Below are 19,462 nucleotides of genomic sequence, written 5' to 3' on the forward strand. Positions count from 1 at the left end.
CTCTTCAAATTATATTTTCCTGGCTTTTCTACACGAACGGCCGCGCAGAGGATAGCATGAGGCCCTCCGCTGTCTGCAATAATTAACGCAAGAATGTCTTACAATCTTATTGACAGCTAATAACGGGCGTGGTTCCCTGCCAACATAAAAAGCAGACAGAAACGTCAAGGGAACAACGAAATGGCGGCCAGCCCCACCCAAAGCCGGTATCAAGCACGTCGGATCGATACCGGCCGCATTACATTGAACGTGCGCATCGGGGGCAGCGGCCCGCTCATGCTGTTCTACCACGGGATCACCGCGAATTCCGCCGTTTTCGGCCCGCTCATGGACGCCTTTTCCGACCGGTTCACAACGGTGGCCGTGGACCAGCGCGGCCACGGACTTTCGGACAAGCCGGAAACCGGTTACGATGCAGCCGACTATGCCGGTGACATTGCCGCGCTCATCAAGACGCTCGATATGGGCCCTGCGATCCTGGTCGGACACTCGCTGGGATCGCGGAATTCGGTCACCGCCGCCGCGCGCCATCCCGAACTTGTCCGCTCGGTCGTCGCCATCGACTTCACGCCCTATATCGAGGACGAGGTCTTCGCCTCGCTCTCCGCCAGAGTGAATGCGGGCGATCAGGCCTTTGCCGATACCGATGCCATCGTCACCTATCTCGCCAATCGCTATCCTAACATTCCGGCGCCGGCGATCCGCATTCGAGCGGAAAGCGGCTACGGGCCAGCCGACGAAGGCCTGCGCCCCCTCGCCTCGGCGTCCGCCATGGCCCAGACGGCCGAAGGACTGCGCGCCGATCTGGCTCCCGCCTACCGCGAGGTGACCCGCCCGGTTCTGATCATGCGCGGTGCCGAAAGCAAGCTGGTCTCCGCTGCGGCGCTTGAAAAGACCCACGATCTGCGTCCGGACCTGCCCATCGTCGTCGTGCACTGGCGCCGACCACTACGTCAACGAGACCAATCCCGACGTCACGATCGGCGCGATCCGCAATTTCATCGACGGCTGAACTGCCGGCGTCCCCAATAAAAAACCAACAGGAACAGAGAAATGGTCAGCATCAACAAAACCACGGACAAGACACGGGTTGCGCAGGTTGCGGGCGGCGGCTTTTCCGGCCTCACGGCCGCTATCGCGCTGCGCCAGAATGGCTGGGACGTCGTCCTGCACGAAAAGAGTCCTGAACTGCGCGCCTTCGGCGCGGGCATCTATCTCTGGCACAATGGCCTGCGCGTGCTTGAAGGTCTCGGCTGCCTGAATGAAGTGCTCGAGGATTCATTTACGCCCCCGGCTTACGAAACCTGGATGCACAACAAGACCGTGTCCAAAGAGACTTTCAACGGTCTGCCGTGGCGCATCATGACCCGGGCGCATCTGCACAATGCTCTGGCCAATCGCGCCCGTGAAGTCGGCGTTGAAATCCGCACCAATTCCGAGGCGGTCGGCGCGGAGGCTTCCGGCACGCTGAAACTGGCCTCCGGCGAGGTTGTTGAAGGCGATCTGATCGTCGGCGCTGACGGGGTCGGCTCCAAGGTCCGCGATTCTCTCGGCTTCGAGCAGGAGCGCTGGGGCGCGACCGACGGCATCATCCGCCTCATCGTTCCGCGTCACAAAGACAAGCTCGGCCATGGCGAATGGGACAACACCATCGACATGTGGAACCACTGGCCGCGGGTGCAGCGCATTCTCTACTCTCCCTGCAACGACAGGGAACTCTATCTCGGCCTGATGGCGCCTTCCGCCGATCCGCGCGGCTCGCGCGTGCCGCTCGACCTTGAGGTCTGGATGGAAATGTTCCCCTTCCTCGAACCCTGCCTCGTCGATGCCGCCAAGATCGAGGACGCGCGTTACGACACCTATCAGACCACGAAGCTCAACAACTGGTCGCGCGGCAAGGTCGCCCTCGTCGGCGATTCTGCCCACGCAATGTGCCCGGCGCTGGCGCAGGGGGCAGGCTGCGGCATGGTGAACGCATTCACCCTGGCCCAGGACGTCGAGAAAAACGACATGCTCGACGATGCGCTCGCGGATTGGGAAAAATCGGTACGTCCGATTACCGATCTCACACAGAAGCTGTCCGGGGATCATGCCGCCAACCGCACCATGTCCTATGGCAACGGTTTCACCCCTGAAGCCCTGACCGCCGCCCGATTCGACCCGATCAACCGCGTCTATTCGTGGCCGCAATAAGCAATATCCCATCATCTCTACAGGAGACATTCATGAATTACTCTAGCCAGGTCGAAAAGGACTACGAGGTCCGCGGCTGGTACGGTGCGACCCAGGAAGTGCTGCATGATGGCGGCGGCGCAACGGCCCCTCTGATCAAGGCCGCAGCAGCCGTCATCATCAAAAACCCCTATGCGGGCAAGTTCGTGGCAGATCTTTCGGCGTTGACCGCTCCATCGGCCGCCATCGGCTATGCGCTTGGCGAACGCGCGGTTGCCCTGCTGGGCGGCCGCCCGGTCGAGAGCTATGGCAAGGGTGGCATCGCAGGCGTCGCCGGCGAGCAGGAACATGTCGTGGCCTGTGTCACCACCACGTTTGGCGACCCGCTGCGCGAAGCCATCGGCGGCGGAGACGCATGGATATCTTCCGCCAGCAAGGTGGCCTCGGCAGGCACTGCCATCGATATTCCGCTGGCTCACAAGGACGAACTCTATATCCGTTCCCATTATGACGCCTTCACCTTCGTCGCGCCGGACGGCCCGCGTCCTGACGAAATCCTGATATGTGTTGCAGTGGCGACAGGCGGTCGCGTGCATCAGCGCGTGGGCGGAAAAACCGTCGCCGACTTCAAGGCCACAGTCTGAAGCAAACGAATATTCAAGGAAATCAAATGCCTCTGAACATCAAAGACCTGAAGATCACCTCTTCCGATTTCGCCCCGCTGACGCGCCTCGCCGACAAACACGCAGGCGACAAGGGCAATGTCCTGCCGAAACTGACGGTCAGCGGCGTGCCGGAAGGCACGAAGGAACTGGCCGTGATCTGCCATGATCCGGACGCCCCCCTGGCGCATGGTTTCACGCACTGGACGGTCTATGCCATCGACCCCAAGACCACCGATCTTTCGGATGCGCAGGAGAAATTCCGCGTTGGCCCCAACGGCGCCGGGGATATGCAGTATTATGGACCGCAGCCGCCTGCCGGCCATGGCGACCATCATTATTACTTCTGGGTCTACGCGCTGGACACGAACGTCGAGGGCACGCCGACGCGCGAGCAGTTTCTCGACACCTATGCTGACAATATCATTGAGCAGAACCGGATCGTCGGTCTCTACTCCAACTAACCGATGTTTTTCCCGGCGTGATTCCTTTCGGGGTCACGCCGAGACCGCTCATCCAGAGGAGACCTGAACAATGTCTGATACAGCAACAGCGCGTGAAACCGCGATCCAGGAACTGGTGATGGCCACCCGCATTCTGGTGAACGAGGGCATCATGGATGTCTTTGGCCATATCAGCGCCCGCGACCCGGAAAACCCAAACCAGTTCCTTCTGCCGCAGAAGCTGGCGCCCAATATGATCACGCCGTCCGACATCCAGACCCTGACGCTCGATGGCGAGACAACGGACAACCGTCCCTCCTATCTGGAGCGCTATATTCACAGCGAGGTCTACAAGGCCCGGCCGGATGTGATGTGCGTCCTTCACACGCATTCGCCCGCCGTTCTGCCGTTCTGCTTCATCGACACGCCGCTGCGGCCGGTCACCCATATGGGCGCCTTCCTCGGAGAATCCGTACCGGTCTATGAGATCCGCGAGAAGCAGGGCGATTCCACCGACCTGTTCGGCGGTAGTCCCGAAGTCTGCGCCGAAATCGCCGAAAGTCTCGGTCAGTCGGCGGCCGTTATCATGGCCCGCCATGGCGTCGTCAACGTCGGCAACTCGATCCGGCAAACGACCTTCCGCGCCTTCTATATGGAACAGGAAGCCAAGGCCTATACGCTCGGTCTTCAGGTCGGGAATATCAAGTACATGACGGAGGGCGAGCTTGAGGCTGCAGGCAACCTCGTCGGCGCACAGATCAATCGCGGCTGGGACCACTGGTCCGCTGCTGTCCGCCACCTCGGTCTGGCCGAAGACCTCGCCTGAGACACTCTGGCGGAAGGCGCAATCAAGAGCATGACGCTCCTGCGCCTCCTGCTCCTCAACATACGCAAGACGGATCGGGCCGATCGCCCCGATTGAAGGAAGAACGCCATGTCGCACGCTGAAACCTATGACTACGTCATCGTCGGAGCCGGTTCCGCAGGCTGCGTGCTGGCCAATCGACTGACCGAGGACCCCTCGGTTACCGTGCTGCTGCTGGAGGCCGGCGGCTGGGATCGCGATCCGATGATCCATATTCCGCTGGGCTGGGGCAAGATCCTCACCGAACGGCGCCATGACTGGATGTATTTCTGCGAGCCGGAGGACAATGTCGGTGGCCGCGCCGTGGAATGCGCCCGCGGCAAGGTGATCGGCGGATCATCCTCCACCAATGCCATGGCCTATGTCCGCGGCAATCGCGGCGATTACGATCGCTGGGCGGCAAGCGGGCTTACCGGATGGTCCTATGAAAAAACCCTGCCCTATTTCAAGAAAACGGAAAGCTGGGAAGGCGGTGAAACGGCGTTTCGCGGCGGCTCCGGCCCGGTCTCGACCCAGCGCTGCCGTTACCAGGACCCGCTGACGGATGCGGTGGCCGAAGCCAGCCGCGAGGCGGGCTATTCCCAGACCGAGGATTACAATGGCGAAACCCAGGAAGGTTTCAGCCGTCTGCAAATGACCATCGGAAATGGCCGGCGCGCGTCCACCGCCAATGCCTATCTGCGTCCCGCGATGGCTCGGAAGAACCTCACTGTTCTAACCCATGCCATGGCCAAAAACATTACCTTCGATGGCAGCCGGGCCACCGGTCTCGTCTTCGACCACAAGGGCAGCGAGCGCCGCGTCGCTGCGAAGCGCGAGGTGCTGCTTTCTGGCGGCGTCATCAACACGCCGCAACTCATGATGCTCTCGGGCCTTGGCGCGGGCGACGAGCTTCAGGCGCGGGGGATCGAAACCAGGGTCAACCTTCCCGCCGTCGGCAAGAACCTTCAGGATCATGTCTCGGTGCTGATCATGCATCACCGCAAGACGCCCGGCCCCTTCCTGCACAAGATGCGCGCCGACAGGATCACGCTCGATTTCGCCAGGACCTATCTGACGGGAAAGGGATTTTCCGGCGACGTGCCCGGCGGCGTTGTGGCCTTCCTCAAGAGCGATGAAAGCCGCCCGCTTCCCGACATCCAGCTTCTGTTCACCGCCGCGCCGCTGGCGGCATGGCCATGGTTCAAACCGTTCAAACAGCCGTTTCGCGATGGCTTTGCCACCCGCATCGTCGCCGTGCAGCCCGAAAGCCGGGGCGAGGTCAAGCTCGCATCCACCGATCCCTTCGCGGCACCGCTCATTCACCAGAACTTTCTTGCCGCCGAGAACGACTGGAAATCGCTGCGCGCAGGCTTCCACGTCGGGCGCACGCTCGCCGCCCAGCCGGCGATGGCCAACTATATCGAAACCGAGTTTTTCCCCGGCGCCAAATGCCAGAGCGACGAGGAGATCGATGAGCATATCCGCAAGACCTCGATCACCGTGCACCACCCGGCCGGCACCTGCCGCATGGGCGCGGACGAGGCGTCCGTCGTCGACCCCGAACTCAAGGTTCGCGGCATCACCGGCCTTCGCGTTGTCGACGCCTCGGTGATGCCCGATCTGCCCTGCGGCAACATCAATGCCGCCGTCATCATGATCGCCGAGAAAGCCGCAGATCTCATCAAGGCCAGTCAAGCATGATCCACTAAAACAGACGACCCAAGGACAAGAAGCGAAAACGCCGGTCCGATCGCAAAACACAGAGGTGAACACAATGAAATTCAGGATTTTCGCAGGCAGCGTGCTGCGCGTGGGAAGCACTGTCGGCTCTGCCGCTCGAGCCCAGGACCTGCTTATCTCTCCATCCCCTGTTTTGAGGTGATGTCGATACTGACCCCACCGGTGGCGCTGACCTCGATCACCGCGGCCAGTCTTGACGGGGCGAATATGCGGCGTACCGTTTTCAAATCGCCGAAGAGTGCCTTGGCCTTACACGTTGCAGCCGGTGTCTGCCTGATGTTGCCGCTCGCGCTGGGGCACATGTTTGCCATTGTCAACATCATTGCAGCCGTTGTGGTAATCGCGCTCCTCGCAAAAATCCCGCTCGCGGGGCCGGTTCACACACCAGACAACAAGATCGGTGCTTCCAGTCCGAGCCACTCAACCAGGAAAGAGAAAAATCATGAAGAAAATTGCAATCATCGGGTTGGGAACCATGGGACCGGGCATGGCGGCGCGGCTGGCGCGCGGTGGCGTCGAAGTCACCGCATATGACATCGCACCGGCAGCCCTCGAACGCGCCTCCGCCATGATCGCGACGGCCAACGCCGTACTCGATAAGCTCGGCATTAAGGCCACGGCGGATAACCCGGTCAAGCTGACGAGCGACCTTGCCGAAGCGGTCGCAGGCGCCGAGCTGGTGATCGAGAACGTTCCCGAAACGGCCGAGATCAAGGCCGGCGTCTATCGCCAGATCGACGCCCTCGTCGGCCCCGACGTCATCGTTGCCTCCGACACCTCAGGCATTCCGATCACCAGCCTTCAAGAGCACATTTCCAATCCCGCCCGCATGGTCGGCATGCACTGGTCAAACCCGCCGCACATCATTCCGATGATCGAAGTCATCGCAGGCGCGCACACAGCGCCAGAGACGAGTGAGGCGATCAAGGATCTGATCCGCTCGCTGGGCCTCCTGCCCGTGACCGTGAAAAAGGATGTGCCGGGTTTCGTCGAAAACCGTGTCCTCTACGCGCTTTTGCGGGAGGTTATCGACCTTGTCGAACAGGGCGTAGTCGACCCGGAGGATATCGATACCTGCGTTTCATGGGGGATCGGCTACAAGCTTGCGGTGATCGGCCCCATGGCGCTTCTGGATATGGCCGGACTCGACATCTACCACTCCGTTTCGAGCTTCCTCAACGCCGATCTTGCCGACCGCAAGGATGTGCCGGAACTGATCAGCGAGAAGATCGCCGCAGGCACGCTGGGTCTGAAGTCGGGTAGCGGCGTCTATGACTATACGCCTGAAAAAATCGCCGAACTCCAGAAAAGCCGAGCGCAAAAGCTGGTCGCGATCCGCCGCATCCTGGAGGACCGCACATGAGTACTGACGACCAGCCCGCGTCTAAACCGACTCGGACAGGCAATATCGTCACGCGCGCGCTCCACACCGGCCTCGGCATTGTGCTTCTTGTCGTGGTTGCCATCAATGTGCTCAACGCCGGCAGCCGCTACCTTTTCGGCATCTCCCCCGTCGGCGCGGATGAGTTGATGATCTACCTGATCATCTGGATCACGATGATTGCCGCGGTCCTGTCATTTTTCACCCGCACCCATATCAGCGTGGACCTGGTACCGCTCTACAGCACGAAGCGCGCCCGGCATTTCTGGTATATTCTCCACGATCTCGCGGCCATCTTCGCCTGCAGCTTCGCAACCCATGCATCCTGGCTTTTCATCGCCAAGATCAACCGGATCGGCGTGACCAGCATGGGGCTTGGCATTCCCATGACGATACCACATGCAGCCCTGCTCATCGGCTTCGCCGGATTGACTGTTGCCGGCGTCATCAAGCTCATTTTCGACATCAGAGCCCTGTTGCGAAAGGCCCCGGCTTCGGAGATCCGCCCATGATCTTCGCCTATATCGTCCTGCCCGTTCTGCTTGTCGCCATCGGCACGCCGATCTTCCTCGTCTTCCTGACTGTGGTCGCCGTCGCCATGCTGTTCTTTCTGAACATACCGCCCGTGGCGCTTCAACAGGTCATGTTTGGCGGGCTCGACAACTTCGCCCTTCTGGCAATCCCGTTCTTCGTCTTCGCCGGACAGCTCATGAGTTCCAGCGGCATCGCCAACAGGCTGATCGCCTGGGCGATGGCAATGGTGGGGCGGGTTCCGGGCAGCCTCGGCGTTTCCACCGTCGCGGCGTCAACCGCTCTCGGCGCAATCTCGGGGTCCTCGGTCGCCGCCGTCGCAGCGCTCGGCAAAACGCTTTATCCCAAGCTCATTGACGCGGGCTACGGTCAGCGCCGCGCGGGCGGCCTTCTGGCGTCTTCCGGCGCCATTGATATCGTCATCCCGCCCAGCATCGCCATGATCCTCTATGGCATGGCCGCCGAGCAATCCATTCCCCGGCTTTTCATCGCCGGGATCCTGCCGGCCATCCTTATGGCAGCGCTTCTGTGTCTGTTCGTGATTGCGGATGCCATCCGTCGCGACATTCCTTCAGAAAGCTCGTTCTCGTTCAGGACGGCCGCCAAGGCAACGAAGGACGCGTTCTGGGCGATCCTGATGCCGGTTTTCGTGCTCGGCGGCATTTATCTCGGCGTGTTTTCGCCTTCCGAGGCGGGCGGCTTTGCCTGTTTCTATGCCATCGTGATCGGCCTGTTCGTCTACCGCACGATGACGCTGCGCGATATCATCGATGCTGCGGGGAAAGCAGCGATGCTCTCGGGCCAGATCCTGATCCTTGTCGCCGCGGCAAGCGTCATTACCTGGATCTTGACGACGCAGGGCGTGCCGCAGGCGATGATTGCCTGGATAAATGCAATGCAGTTATCCGCCTTCACCTTCCTTTTGGCCGTGAACCTGCTGCTCCTGGCCATCGGCGCTTTCCTCGATCCGACCTCCGCAATCCTCGTCTTCGCGCCGCTTCTGGTGCCGATCGCGATATCGCTCGGCATCGACCCGATCCATTTCGGGGTCATCATGACCGTCAATCTGGCCATCGGCATGTTCACGCCGCCCTTCGGCCTGAACATATTCGTGGCCCAACAGGTGACCGGCCTACCCGCTCACACACTCTACCGAGGCGTCGCCCCCTTCGTTGTGGTCCTCGTCATCGCCCTCCTCGTGATCACCTATGTTCCCGCATTATCCCTGTCCCTCGCCCAACCCCACTGAAAAAGGACACGTTCGATGATCTCCAACCTTCTCAAGACTGCGGCCTTTGCCACCGCGCTGACGGTGAGTTCATTCCTCACTGCCCAGGCGCAAAGCACGATGAAGCTCGCGACCGCGACCATCAACGACGTGCAGCATGAATGGATCAAGGTCTTTGCCGACGAACTCGCCGAGCGCGCGCCCGGCGCCGTGAAGACCGAGATCTACCCGGCCTCCCAGCTCGGCGCGATCCCGCGCATGTCCGAAGGCGTGCTTCTGGGAACGATCGAGGCCTTCACCACGCCGACATCATTCATGTCCAACGTCGATCCGCGTTTTCAGGCCTTCGACGTTCCAGGCCTGTTCACCTCGCCCGAGGATGTGCATGCGGCGCTTCACAACCCGGAGTTTCGCGATCATCTCGAAACCATGTTTCTCAACAAGGGCCTGCGCGTAATCGGCGCGATTTACAACTCCCCGACCGTACTCTTCACCATGGAAGACGCCAAGACGCTCGAGGACGTCAAGGGCCTCAAGATCCGTACCTTTGCCTCGCCGCTACAGATCGAGCCGATGGAACAGATCGGCGCTATCCCCCTGCCGCTGGCCCTTTCCGAAGTGATCCCGCAGCTCCAGTCTGGCGGCCTCGACGGCATGCTGGTGGGCGTGCCGATCCTGACCGCGTTCAAGTATTATGATGTCGGCAAATATATCCTCGACCTGCACTTCGCCGAAGTGGTCTCGGTTACCCTCGTCAACGAAGACTGGTTCCAGATGCAAAGCGAAGACACCAAGGCCGCAATCATCGCCGCCGGCCGCGCAGCCGAAGAAGCGGTCTACCCGTGGGGCATCGAGAACGTCGGCCGCTCTTATGCCACTTGGACCGAAAATGGCGGCGTGATCACGCAGTTGCCTGCCGAAGAACAGGCACAGATGGAAGAAGGTTTCGCAGAGCTTGCATCCGAGCTTCTGGAAAGCCAGCCGGAAGTGAAGGCAGAATACGAGAAGCTTGAGGAACTGGTTAAGGCCTCCAAAGCCCAGTAATACCAGACTTCAATAATTCTGACTCTCGGGCTTCCAAAAATGCGACGAATCTGAATCGATGGTGCAAACAGGAGGTTTGCGTGTCAACGGCGGTGTAAAAACCGGCCACGGGGCGGAGCAAAAGTCGGCCACCTCGGGCGCAGGTATGAGGCCCGCGGGAGGGCGTAGCCCGAGCGGGGGCCTCATACCTGCGTAGCGATTTTCTGAAGGGTTTCAGCTGGCCTTTCGGGCACGGCTTTGGGCGAGACGATAGCTGTCGCCATTCATTTCGAGAATGTTGACATGGTGCGTGACGCGGTCGAGCAGAGCGCCGGTCAGGCGCTCGGATCCCATGATTTCGGTCCATTCATCAAAGGGCAAATTGCTGGTGATCAGGGTGGCGCCCCGCTCATAACGTTGCGAGATCAACTCGAACAGCAGTTCCGCGCCAGTCTTGGAGAGCGGCACGAAGCCGAGTTCGTCGATGATCAGCAACTTGTACCCTGCCATCTGCTTCTGGAAACGCAAGAGGCGCCGCTCGTCACGGGCTTCCATCATCTCGCTGAGACCATGGCTGCGGCTGTGGTGAAGCCAACGGACAGGCCCTTCTGGCAGGCTGAAAGGCCGAGGGCGAGCGCTATGTGCGTCTTCCCGGTTCCGCTGGGGCCGAGAGCGATGACGTTCTCGCGACGCTCGATCCATTCGCAGCGGGCCAGCTCCAGCACCTGCATCTTGTTGAGCTTCGGGATGGCGGCAAAGTCGAAACTGTCGAGGCTTTTGACGACCGGGAATTTGGCTGCCTTGATACGCCGCTCGACCTTGCGACGATCCCGTTCGACCATTTCCCGCTCGGCAACCCGGCCGGGCACCGTGTTGCCGTTACGATCGAACGCCATCACCCAGTCATCGGGCTGCAAATCCTCAATCGACTTTTCAACGCCATCCGCCATAGTGACCGGCGTGCCCGCGAGGAAGCATTGGTCGCCAAATCGTAGCAGCTCGACTTCTTGCGAGAAGTTATAGTCAAATTCGCCGATTAGGATGCCAACAGACGCTTCAGTTTCAACAACGAATGACAGGCTATTGGCGCTAGTTTTCAGGCCGACACGCATTATACCTTCGGTGCCTATAGGAAGGCCAAGGACCACAGCCTTGGTTCCTCCGATCAATTGACCGCCGCCAAAACCACTGGACGATATGATTTTATTGTTCCGATCCAAGACTAGCTCCACGTCAAAACCCAGCCCAATCACGGAGCCACTAAGTTGAAGTGAAGTCTCTTCGGTCAAATCATCATAAGAAACGTCGGCAGAGAGCCCAGCGATGCCGACGCCATAAGTGAAACCAACATCCACCGGTGGCGCGTTTGAGTATCCTTGAAGTAAGTCAGAACTCCACCGACTCAATCCGCCAAATTCAAACGAACTCTGTACGTTCAAATGAGATGGACCTGTATTATACTCCCTTTCTATAGAAATTTTATCCTGATCTGATCCGGAAAAATTAAACTGCCCCCTTGTATTACTCACCGCTCACACCCTTATGCTGCTTAACTAATGAAACTATAAAAGGACTAATTATAACTCCGATTGCCAAATTGGAAATATTGAAAATGTATAAATACTTTCCCTCGAAGTCTTTCTGTATAAAAAAAACGATAACGCTATAAAAGAATAAAATTAAATCAATGACATACATTTTTTTCTACTATTTATCAAAATCTGGAATTTTGTAATAAGTGGTGCGTATATCATAAGGATAATATCCATAATTTCCCTTTTCGCTTACCTGCATTGCCTATATGCGTAATTCCCACCCATTACATCATACCCCAACTTCCACATCATCCTCTCCGTCCGCTCCGTCTCCACACCCGACGTCACATGAAACAACATCTCGCGCGCGCCCTTGGCCCGTGACCAGGCCTCGGCGCGCTTCAGCAGCCCAAGCGTCACCTTGCCGCCCGCAAGCGAGGCCCGAAGCGATTTCTGGACATTGAGATTGTGGATCGTGGTCAGCAGGACATCGGTGCCAATGTGATATTCGCCGAGCGAGCACCACAGCATGCCGGCAACCTCATCGCTTCGGGTCGCGAGAATGCAGGCCGAGCGCGACGGATTGGCAACAATCCGCGCAATGATCGCCTCCACTTTCGATGGACTGAAGGGAATGTAGCCAAACCGGCTTTCGCCATGCACCTCCCGTGCCAGCGCCACCACCGGAGCGATATCTGCCCCCGGGCCGAGCAGTGAAAAGACAAACCGTCCCTTGGACTGGCCTTCCTGCTCTGCCGCCTGCGCATCCACGCCTCGCCGGACCGGCGCATGCCGCAAAGGCACACCTACAACCATAAGCCCGCCCCCCGACGCAGCATTTCATTCCAACCTTGTTATCAACCCTGCTCAACCGGAGGTCAACAATAGACACTCGTTTTTCGTGTGTTACTTTATGTCGCAGAATACGCAACTATCGCTCCAGACAGCCGACGCGATTGCACTTTGATTTTACCCGAGCGAGCTCTGCCCTTGCCGAATGAACTGATGCGGTGGACGCCCCACCCAGCGGCATCGATTGTATCAAGACGTGTGTGGTTGCCCCCTGTCTGGCAAGCTTTATCTTCGATTTTTCGGCGGGGTCTTCGATCGGACGTGTGTCAGGCCTCAGATTGTGGCCTTCGATGACGCCACGGGCCGGATGCTGTTCGGAAAGCTGGGTTCACATCGGTTCAGCGAGCTGCAAGCGCTCGAGCCCCGGGTCTGAATTTCCCTGCCTTGAACTTCGAAGTCCGTGTCGCGTACCCCTCGTCGATCGTTCCCCCGGCCTTGCGGCCATGTCGTGCCTTTTCCCGTCTCGGTTTCAGGTCACGCCATTCGATAATCCTCTTGCTTGGTCGGCATGGCCCAGATCATCCGGGCCATTTTATTCGCCAACGCAACGGCCGCGACCATCCTGTGCTTGCGTGCCATGAGGGCAACGAGCTAACGATTCGAACTGTCACCCTTTCGGACAACCCAGCAGATCACGCTCATCGCTCCGACGATGAGCAGTCGGCGAATGTCGGTCTGGCCCATCTTGCTGAGAGCCCCCAGCCTAGCCTTGCCACCCATGGATCTCTGCCGTGGCACAAGGCCCAGAAAGGCCGCAAAGTTCCGCCCACTATCAAAAGTGTCGAGGTCGGGGGCGAATGCCGCAACGGCGCCCGTCATCACGGGGCCGATCCCGGGGATGGTGCAAAGCCGCCGCAATTCACAATCTGTCTTCGATGCAGCCTCCAACGCGTTTGCCAGCCGTTCGATCACGTCGGTCAGCCGCGCGATCTGCTCAAGATACACCGCCCCCAGAAGCGTCGCCAACCGGTTCCGAGACAGTACCCGGTTTCTGGCTGACACAATGCTCGACAGTGTCGTGCTGAACCCGGCGAAAACTGGCCCTGTGGCGATATAACAACAACCGTGTCAGGCCGCATTCCTCGCTAAGCAATAAAATGCCGATCGAAGTGCGGCGAGAAATGAAAGATTGTGATGCGACCGCCACCCAGACACTTGCCCAGGAAAATCAACCAAACTACCAACCACCAACCCGCAGACTCTCAAATTAGATGTGGGGCGCATGGGGCCGATCAGTGCAAGTCTGCGAAAAAAACTAAGGCGGAAAAATGGTATTGAAAAAAATTTGGCGGGAGATACTTAGGCCAATCAAAAAAGAGTTCGCACGAATTTTTGCGTCTCAAGCCGACCTTGATTTCGTCGCCTCACGCCTCGATGAAAACCAGCAGAGACTCGACGCAGCTCATTCACGCCTTGATGGAAACCAGCAGAGACTGGATGCAGCCCATTCACGCCTCGATGAAAGTCAGCAGAGACTGGATGCAGCTCATTCACGCCTTGATGAAAGTCAGCAGAGACTGGAGGCAGCTCATTCACGCCTTGATGAAAGTCAGCAGAGGCTCGACGCAGCTCATTCACGCCTTGATGAAAGTCAGCAGAGACTGGAGGCAGCCCATTCACGCCTCGATGAAAGTCAGCAGAGACTGGATGCAGCTCATTCACGCCTCTCACAATCAATTACCCTGTTGCAGACTTCCGAGCAATTTAATCGTCAAGCACTTTACGACATCGCTTCCATGCTCTTTGGCGGTCCCAAGAGGTCGGACCAAACCGGTGAAGGTACAGTGGGTGTTGTCATACCTACCTGCGACCGTCCCGAAAGCCTCAGAAGGGCGCTTACTTCGATTGCGGCGCAAAGCCGTCGGCCAGACCAAGTGTTTGTAGTCAATGACGGTCGGGATCCAGTTGAGGAACTGGTCGAGGAATTCTCTAGTCACCTCACGATTTCCGTCCTTCAAACCGAAAGCCCCTACAGCGGCAGTTCGGCGGCCCGAAATCTTGCGCTTGACGCGTTGGACTCATCTCTCGTGGCGTTTCTGGATGACGACAATCTTATGTGGCCGCGATGGATAGAGCAGGCTGCGGAGTTTCTAAATGCAGACCCCAAGATTGACATCGTTTACGGCGCCCAGCTTCGCGATACAGAATTTACGACCACCGAGAAAAACTGGTTCCTTGTTCCCTTTGATTTCGAAAAGTTGAAACAGAGCAACTACGTGGATCTCAATCAGATCATGCATCGGGCAAGCGCCACCCGATTTGATCCAGATTTGAGACGCTTGGTCGACTGGGACTATGTACTGAGGTTCATCGGCTCTAGGCCCAGCCGAATCGTCCCAGTCAATGCTATTTCTTCCCTCTATTCGGCATCCGGTTCAAGTCGGATCACCGTAGCCCATTGGCCGCCCGATCTCGGTCGCGAAATTGCCTTGCGAGAACGTGCCGTCGGCGCTCCTTTCCCGTTGAGCAGCCATGTTTGCAGTTGTTGCGGTTTCGTCGGTAAATTTGTCCCCGGCCCACGAGGCAGGCCGAACGCTGGTTGCCCAGAATGCGGGTCGCTCGAGCGCCATCGCTTTCTTCATCTCGTGGGACCATTGCTGCGCAATATGTGGGTTCCGCAGACCCGATTGCCCGAGCGAGCGACATTGGTCGAAGTCGCCCCATCCCATGCGACCCTTGCGTTTCGTAATCTGTTCGGCGTCTCAAAAACGGTGGATGCTTATCCAGAAGCGGATGAACGCGAGGTCGATATCGTCGCGTCACTGACCGCCCTACCGTTTCCCGTCGATTATGCGGATGTCCTTCTGGCGCTACACGTTCTGGAGCATATTCCGGAGGACCGGAAAGCGATGGCCGAGATTGCGCGAGTTCTTGCTCCAACTGGAATCGCCATCCTACAGGTCCCCCTGTCCGGCAGCGATATGACCGATGAAGAAACTCTTGAGACGACCGGGGAGCGCGAGGCTCGCTCCGGCCAGGCAGATCATGTTAGACTCTACGGTAACAATTTTTTTGCGAGGTTAAGCGAAGCTGGACTGAGTTCCGTTGCTGTAAGCCCCCGTGAAACAATGCTCTCCGAAAGCATAGGTAAATATGGTCTTCACCCCGACGAGGCACTTGTCTTCGCCGTGCGCTCCGAGACGCCGCGCGCCGAAGCGTGCCTCGCGTGGTTTGTCGCTTCCTTGCAGCGGGGGAGTTCAACCGGCCAGCTTCGCCAGACACGGCCCGCAGTGTTGAATGCCACCGACATTTGACCCTTTCTGTTCCTCCTTGAGGATGCGAACCTCGTACTGAGGCCGATCATTCTCCTGGGCAAGGCTCAAATCCTCTTGTGACACCACATCCGTGTCTCGGTGGGCAGTAATCCATGTGTCCAGCGTCGACACCCCAACGCCCAGATCGTCAGCCAGCTGCTTACGCGTAAGACCACTGGTGAACGCAATCAGCACCGCATCCTGGCGGAATTCATCCGTCCGTTTTTCTCCCATGGCCTGTCTCCTTTGTTGCAGTAAATGCTATCAAAGGAGCGGCATCAAACTGCGACAGGTCCAAAACTAGAAGCAACAAAACAGACCGTTTTGCAGCAGCCTGTTAATCGATTTTTTTGCGGACGCGCCTGCGCCGCCGGCAACCTGCACAGCGCGGCTTCCCGCGCGGATGGCGGCAGAGAGACAGAGCAGCAGGTCTTCGCCTTTCCGCCATGCATCGACAAAACCTGCATTGAAGGCATCGCCTGCGCCGGTGGTGTCAACTACGGCCACATTTTCAGCCGGTGCCTGGCTGCGCAAGGACGACGCTGCCAGATAAGCGCCCTCGCCGCCAGCCTTGATAGCGACGACGGGAAAATGTTCAGCAAGGTGCGCGCACATGGCTTGCGGGTCGCACTCATCGGTAATGACGCGAGCCTCTTCGAGGTTCGGCAAAAACAGGTCGACGCCACGACACTTCTCCAAAAGATCCGGATCTCCAATCAGCGTGTCGTCCCAGCTCGGGTCAAGCGATACCGTGAGCCCGGCGCTGCGGGCACGGCTGACAAGATCCGGCATTTCGGCGAGGGTCGCATATTCGGCAATATGCAGGTGGCCGGCCATCGACCAGGCAAGCGCGTCTTCAAGGGTGGCAGGCTCGGCGCGCCCTGCCCGCTTGGTCAGAAAGGCGCGCTCGCTCGCCAGCACCGAGGCAACTGTCACCTGCGGACCGGCATCGTCAGCGCGCTCCAGAAAGGCCAGATCGACGCCGCTTGCTTGAAGCTGGCCTTCGATTGCGCATGAAAGCGCATCACGGCCCAGTCGACCGACAAGCGCGGCTTGGCGGCCGGTCCCGGCGAAATGGGCGGCAGAAATGAACGCCCCCCGCCTGCCGCAATCGTCAGGTTTTCGGCGAAGATTTCTCGGCCCAGAACCGGCATTCGCTCAAGACCTGTGAAAATCAGGTCACAATAAATCCGGCCGACGCACAGAACCGCCGACCTCTCGTCATTTACGGATGTCATTTACGGCCAAGGCTCTTTTCTGTCGCAGCATCGAAGAGATAGAGCTTGCCCGGCTGAACCGTACAGGTGATCCGGCTGCCAACGGCCGGCGAAAGCGTGCCCGGCGAGGTGGCAATCAGCGATGCCCCGGCGACGTTCAGATGCACCATGGTTTCCGGGCCGAGTGGCTCGACTGCCTCAACCACACCCTCCAGCGTCACGATCGCGCCTTCCGGTACCGCTCCGTCGACAACGGCGAGAAGATCATGCGGGCGAATGCCGACAAGGACATCATCGGACGGCACGGCAGACTGCCCAGCCAGTGCCAAGGCCGGCAGCATGTTCATCGACGGCGAGCCGATGAAGCGGGCGGTAAACACATCGGCGGGGTTTTCATAAAGATCGACCGGTGTGCCGGTCTGCAGGATATTGCCATCCTTCATCACCACGATACGGTCGGCCATGGTCATGGCTTCAATTTGGTCATGGGTCACATAGACGGTTGTTGTCTTAAGTTCCTGATGCAACTTCTTGATTTCAATACGCATCTGCGCACGAAGCTGAGCATCGAGATTGGACAGCGGTTCATCGAACAGAAACGCAGATGGATTGCGCACCATCGCCCGACCGATGGCGACGCGCTGGCGCTGCCCACCGGAAAGCGCGGCAGGCCGCCGCTCCAGATAATCCGTCAGACCGAGTATCCGCGCGGTGTCGTCGATCCGGGCATTCTTCTCGTCCTTCGAAAGCTTCGCGGTGTAAAGCCCGAAGCCGATGTTCTGGCGGACCGTCAGATGCGGATAGATGGCATAGTTCTGAAACACCATGGCGATGTTGCGCGCCTTTGGCGCCCGCTCGTTGACCACCGCGTCACCGATCCGCAACGTGCCGCCGGTGATCTCCTCAAGACCCGCGATCATCCTGAGCGTGGTCGACTTGCCGCAGCCCGAGGGACCGACGAAAACGACGAATTCGCCATCGGCAATTTCGAGGTCGATGCCATGCACGGCCTCGACCTTGTCATAGCGCTTCACCAGTTTTTCCAGTGCGATCGAAGCCATTATGCTTTTCCCCTCAACCGGTCGAAACATGCGCCGCGTTCGCCTGCTGCCGCATCGAGGCGGCTGGCAAGCTCTTCGGCTTGTTTTTGAAATGAATCCAGCTCCGCCCGATAGCCTTCAATGGCGGCTGCGAGCGGCTCTGCCGCCGGCCCGCCATAACGCTTTCGCACGGTGACGAAATATTCCGGCGAGACGATCTCGCGGAAGGCGTCTTCATCAAGCGTCGCCTCCCGGCCTACATGGGCGATAAAGGCCTTTTTGAACGGGGCAAACCCATCGGTACCAAGCGCACCCTCGGCTGCCACCACAGCACGGGCGACATCGGCGGCAATCTCGTGGGCCTGACGGAAAGAGAGCGCCTCGCGCCGCACCAGACTATCGGCCAGTTCGGTGATGGTGATGCAGGAGCGGTCGAGATTGGCGGCAACGCGTTTTGAACTGATGCGCACCTGCCCGACAAGGCTGGTCATCAATTCCAGAACACGCATGCCGCTGTCAAAGGCCTGGTAACCCATCACCTGGGTCTCGCCCTCACTGTCGTTCATGTCGGTGAACGGCGTGTTGTGCATCACCGTCAGCACCGTCTGGGCGCGCCCCACCGTCTGGCTTGCCAGATGGCGCATATGCTCCACCGGCACCGGGTTGCGTTTCTGCGGCATGATCGAGGAGATCTGCACCAGCGCATTGGGCACATAGAGCTGACCGACCTCGAAACTGGTCCAGAACTGAAAATCCTGGATCATCCGGCCGAGATGCAGGAACATCAGCTGAAGCGCCGAATAGGTCGCCGTGATGTAATCGACGCCGGCAATGCAGCTGTAGGAGTTTTGCAGCGGTGCGGCAAAACCGAGCAGTTCCGCCATGCGCGCCCGGTCGATCGGGAAACCGGATGTGGTGATTGCGGCCGACCCCATCGGGCAGAGATCGACGATCTTTCGCGCGGCAAACAACCGCTCGATATCGCGGGAAAGCATCTCGATGGCCGCAGAAAGGTAATGCCCGAAGGTGGTCGGCTGGGCAGGCTGGCCGTGAGTATAGGCGACGATCAGCGTCGCCTTTTCGCGGTGCGCAGTCTCGATCAGCGCAGCGAGCAGTTTGAGAGCCCGGTCAGCAGCGACATCGATATAGCGGCGCAGATTGAACTTGAACAGCGTGTGGTCGATATCATTGCGCGAGCGCGCCGTGTGCAATCTGCCACCAAGATCCGGGCCGAGCCGTGCCTTCAGTTCCTTCTCGATCAGAAAGAAGAAGTCCTCGACCTCGCCGGTGTATTCAAGGGCGGCGGGATCGACCTCTCGGTCAATCGCGTCCAGCGCATCGGCGATCTTTCCCGCCTGCTCACCGTTGAGAATGCCGGTTTCGGCAAGCATCACCAGGTGGGCCCGGTCGATCGCCCTGAAGCCATCGATGAAGTTTGTTTTTGCACCGTCAAACAATGGCTTGAGCACGGTTTCCTTATAGGCTGGGTCCGGAAACCGGCTGGTATCGTTTCTTTGGGGATCGTTGGTGTTCATGG

At 58.9% G+C, this 19,462-nt stretch carries 15 protein-coding genes and 3 pseudogenes; 11 read left to right on the forward strand and 7 right to left on the reverse strand.

Annotated features, from left to right (window positions below):
- Positions 1-180: 180 nt before the first annotated feature.
- From AC0L7L_RS09255 to AC0L7L_RS09300, 10 genes are all read left to right on the forward strand, one after another.
- Positions 181-1,032 (forward strand): alpha/beta fold hydrolase, encoded by an 852-nt coding sequence (locus AC0L7L_RS09255; protein WP_473513516.1) that lies wholly within the window; start codon positions 181-183, stop codon positions 1,030-1,032.
- Between the two features lie 21 nt (positions 1,033-1,053).
- Positions 1,054-2,193 (forward strand): FAD-dependent oxidoreductase, encoded by a 1,140-nt coding sequence (locus AC0L7L_RS09260; RefSeq protein ID WP_473513518.1) that lies wholly within the window; start codon positions 1,054-1,056, stop codon positions 2,191-2,193.
- A gap of 32 nt (positions 2,194-2,225) precedes the next feature.
- Positions 2,226-2,816 carry an amino acid synthesis family protein gene (locus tag AC0L7L_RS09265; RefSeq protein WP_473513520.1) on the forward strand — a complete coding sequence of 197 codons (591 nt, stop codon included), beginning with the start codon at positions 2,226-2,228 and terminating at the stop codon, positions 2,814-2,816.
- A 26-nt stretch (positions 2,817-2,842) separates the two neighbouring features.
- Positions 2,843-3,298, forward strand: a complete 456-nt coding sequence (locus tag AC0L7L_RS09270; protein WP_473513522.1) for a YbhB/YbcL family Raf kinase inhibitor-like protein — start codon at positions 2,843-2,845, stop codon at positions 3,296-3,298.
- 70 nt (positions 3,299-3,368) lie between these two features.
- Positions 3,369-4,103, forward strand: coding sequence for a class II aldolase/adducin family protein (locus AC0L7L_RS09275; protein WP_272211572.1), 735 nt, complete (start codon positions 3,369-3,371; stop codon positions 4,101-4,103).
- A 108-nt stretch (positions 4,104-4,211) separates the two neighbouring features.
- Positions 4,212-5,825: a GMC family oxidoreductase gene (locus AC0L7L_RS09280; RefSeq protein ID WP_473513524.1), complete on the forward strand. Its 1,614-nt coding sequence runs from the start codon at positions 4,212-4,214 to the stop codon at positions 5,823-5,825.
- Between the two features lie 481 nt (positions 5,826-6,306).
- Positions 6,307-7,227 (forward strand): 5-formyl-3-hydroxy-2-methylpyridine 4-carboxylate 5-dehydrogenase, encoded by a 921-nt coding sequence (gene fhmpcd1 / locus AC0L7L_RS09285; protein WP_272211574.1) that lies wholly within the window; start codon positions 6,307-6,309, stop codon positions 7,225-7,227.
- Positions 7,224-7,757: a TRAP transporter small permease gene (locus AC0L7L_RS09290; RefSeq protein ID WP_473513527.1), complete on the forward strand. Its 534-nt coding sequence runs from the start codon at positions 7,224-7,226 to the stop codon at positions 7,755-7,757. The genes fhmpcd1 and AC0L7L_RS09290 overlap by 4 nt, the downstream gene beginning before the upstream one ends.
- Complete coding sequence (locus AC0L7L_RS09295) at positions 7,754-9,025, forward strand: TRAP transporter large permease (protein WP_473513529.1); 1,272 nt, start codon at positions 7,754-7,756, stop codon at positions 9,023-9,025. Before AC0L7L_RS09290 ends, AC0L7L_RS09295 begins: the two co-directional genes overlap by 4 nt.
- 15 nt (positions 9,026-9,040) lie before the next feature.
- Positions 9,041-10,048 (forward strand): TRAP transporter substrate-binding protein, encoded by a 1,008-nt coding sequence (locus tag AC0L7L_RS09300; protein ID WP_473513532.1) that lies wholly within the window; start codon positions 9,041-9,043, stop codon positions 10,046-10,048.
- Between the two features lie 213 nt (positions 10,049-10,261).
- On the opposite strand, the pseudogene istB reads toward AC0L7L_RS09300, so the two are convergent.
- The 3 genes and pseudogenes from istB to AC0L7L_RS09315 form a co-directional block, all read right to left on the reverse strand.
- Positions 10,262-10,887 (reverse strand): annotated as a pseudogene (gene istB, locus AC0L7L_RS09305) (IS21-like element helper ATPase IstB); the annotation flags it as partial.
- Positions 10,888-11,811: 924 nt separating this feature from the next.
- Positions 11,812-12,378 (reverse strand): hypothetical protein, encoded by a 567-nt coding sequence (locus AC0L7L_RS09310; protein ID WP_473513534.1) that lies wholly within the window; start codon positions 12,376-12,378, stop codon positions 11,812-11,814.
- Between the two features lie 627 nt (positions 12,379-13,005).
- Positions 13,006-13,380: a transposase gene (locus tag AC0L7L_RS09315; protein ID WP_473513536.1), complete on the reverse strand. Its 375-nt coding sequence runs from the start codon at positions 13,378-13,380 to the stop codon at positions 13,006-13,008.
- A 770-nt stretch (positions 13,381-14,150) separates the two neighbouring features.
- Here AC0L7L_RS09315 and AC0L7L_RS09320 point away from each other — a divergent pair.
- A complete protein-coding gene (locus tag AC0L7L_RS09320) occupies positions 14,151-15,668 on the forward strand; it encodes a glycosyltransferase (RefSeq protein ID WP_473513849.1) in 1,518 nt (505 codons plus the stop codon).
- Here the strand turns inward: AC0L7L_RS09320 and AC0L7L_RS09325 are convergent.
- The 4 genes and pseudogenes from AC0L7L_RS09325 to argH all read right to left on the reverse strand — a co-directional run.
- Positions 15,636-15,902: pseudogene (locus AC0L7L_RS09325) on the reverse strand (transposase); the annotation flags it as partial. The gene AC0L7L_RS09320 and the pseudogene AC0L7L_RS09325 overlap by 33 nt on opposite strands.
- Before the next feature lie 66 nt (positions 15,903-15,968).
- A pseudogene (locus AC0L7L_RS09330) lies at positions 15,969-16,906 on the reverse strand (carbohydrate kinase family protein).
- The gene (locus AC0L7L_RS09335; RefSeq protein WP_272211585.1) at positions 16,903-17,946 is read right to left on the reverse strand and encodes an ABC transporter ATP-binding protein; all 1,044 of its coding nucleotides are present in this window, start codon (positions 17,944-17,946) and stop codon (positions 16,903-16,905) included. Before AC0L7L_RS09335 ends, AC0L7L_RS09330 begins: the two are co-directional and overlap by 4 nt.
- Positions 17,946-19,460, reverse strand: coding sequence for an argininosuccinate lyase (argH, locus tag AC0L7L_RS09340; protein ID WP_473513539.1), 1,515 nt, complete (start codon positions 19,458-19,460; stop codon positions 17,946-17,948). Before argH ends, AC0L7L_RS09335 begins: the two co-directional genes overlap by 1 nt.
- Positions 19,461-19,462 lie beyond the last annotated feature (2 nt).

Source organism: Martelella sp. K41-7 (assembly GCF_055808365.1).

What these genes read in the sequence shown, in the direction of transcription:
- AC0L7L_RS09255 (WP_473513516.1), top strand. Translation starts at nt 181, where the DNA reads ATGGCGGCCAGCCCCACCCAAAGCCGGTATCAAGCACGTCGGATCGAT.
- AC0L7L_RS09260 (WP_473513518.1), top strand. Translation starts at nt 1,054, where the DNA reads ATGGTCAGCATCAACAAAACCACGGACAAGACACGGGTTGCGCAGGTT.
- AC0L7L_RS09265 (WP_473513520.1), top strand. Translation starts at nt 2,226, where the DNA reads ATGAATTACTCTAGCCAGGTCGAAAAGGACTACGAGGTCCGCGGCTGG.
- AC0L7L_RS09270 (WP_473513522.1), top strand. Translation starts at nt 2,843, where the DNA reads ATGCCTCTGAACATCAAAGACCTGAAGATCACCTCTTCCGATTTCGCC.
- AC0L7L_RS09275 (WP_272211572.1), top strand. Translation starts at nt 3,369, where the DNA reads ATGTCTGATACAGCAACAGCGCGTGAAACCGCGATCCAGGAACTGGTG.
- AC0L7L_RS09280 (WP_473513524.1), top strand. Translation starts at nt 4,212, where the DNA reads ATGTCGCACGCTGAAACCTATGACTACGTCATCGTCGGAGCCGGTTCC.
- fhmpcd1 (WP_272211574.1), top strand. Translation starts at nt 6,307, where the DNA reads ATGAAGAAAATTGCAATCATCGGGTTGGGAACCATGGGACCGGGCATG.
- AC0L7L_RS09290 (WP_473513527.1), top strand. Translation starts at nt 7,224, where the DNA reads ATGAGTACTGACGACCAGCCCGCGTCTAAACCGACTCGGACAGGCAAT.
- AC0L7L_RS09295 (WP_473513529.1), top strand. Translation starts at nt 7,754, where the DNA reads ATGATCTTCGCCTATATCGTCCTGCCCGTTCTGCTTGTCGCCATCGGC.
- AC0L7L_RS09300 (WP_473513532.1), top strand. Translation starts at nt 9,041, where the DNA reads ATGATCTCCAACCTTCTCAAGACTGCGGCCTTTGCCACCGCGCTGACG.
- AC0L7L_RS09310 (WP_473513534.1), bottom strand. Translation starts at nt 12,378, where the DNA reads ATGGTTGTAGGTGTGCCTTTGCGGCATGCGCCGGTCCGGCGAGGCGTG.
- AC0L7L_RS09320 (WP_473513849.1), top strand. Translation starts at nt 14,151, where the DNA reads ATGCTCTTTGGCGGTCCCAAGAGGTCGGACCAAACCGGTGAAGGTACA.
- AC0L7L_RS09335 (WP_272211585.1), bottom strand. Translation starts at nt 17,946, where the DNA reads ATGGCTTCGATCGCACTGGAAAAACTGGTGAAGCGCTATGACAAGGTC.
- argH (WP_473513539.1), bottom strand. Translation starts at nt 19,460, where the DNA reads ATGAACACCAACGATCCCCAAAGAAACGATACCAGCCGGTTTCCGGAC.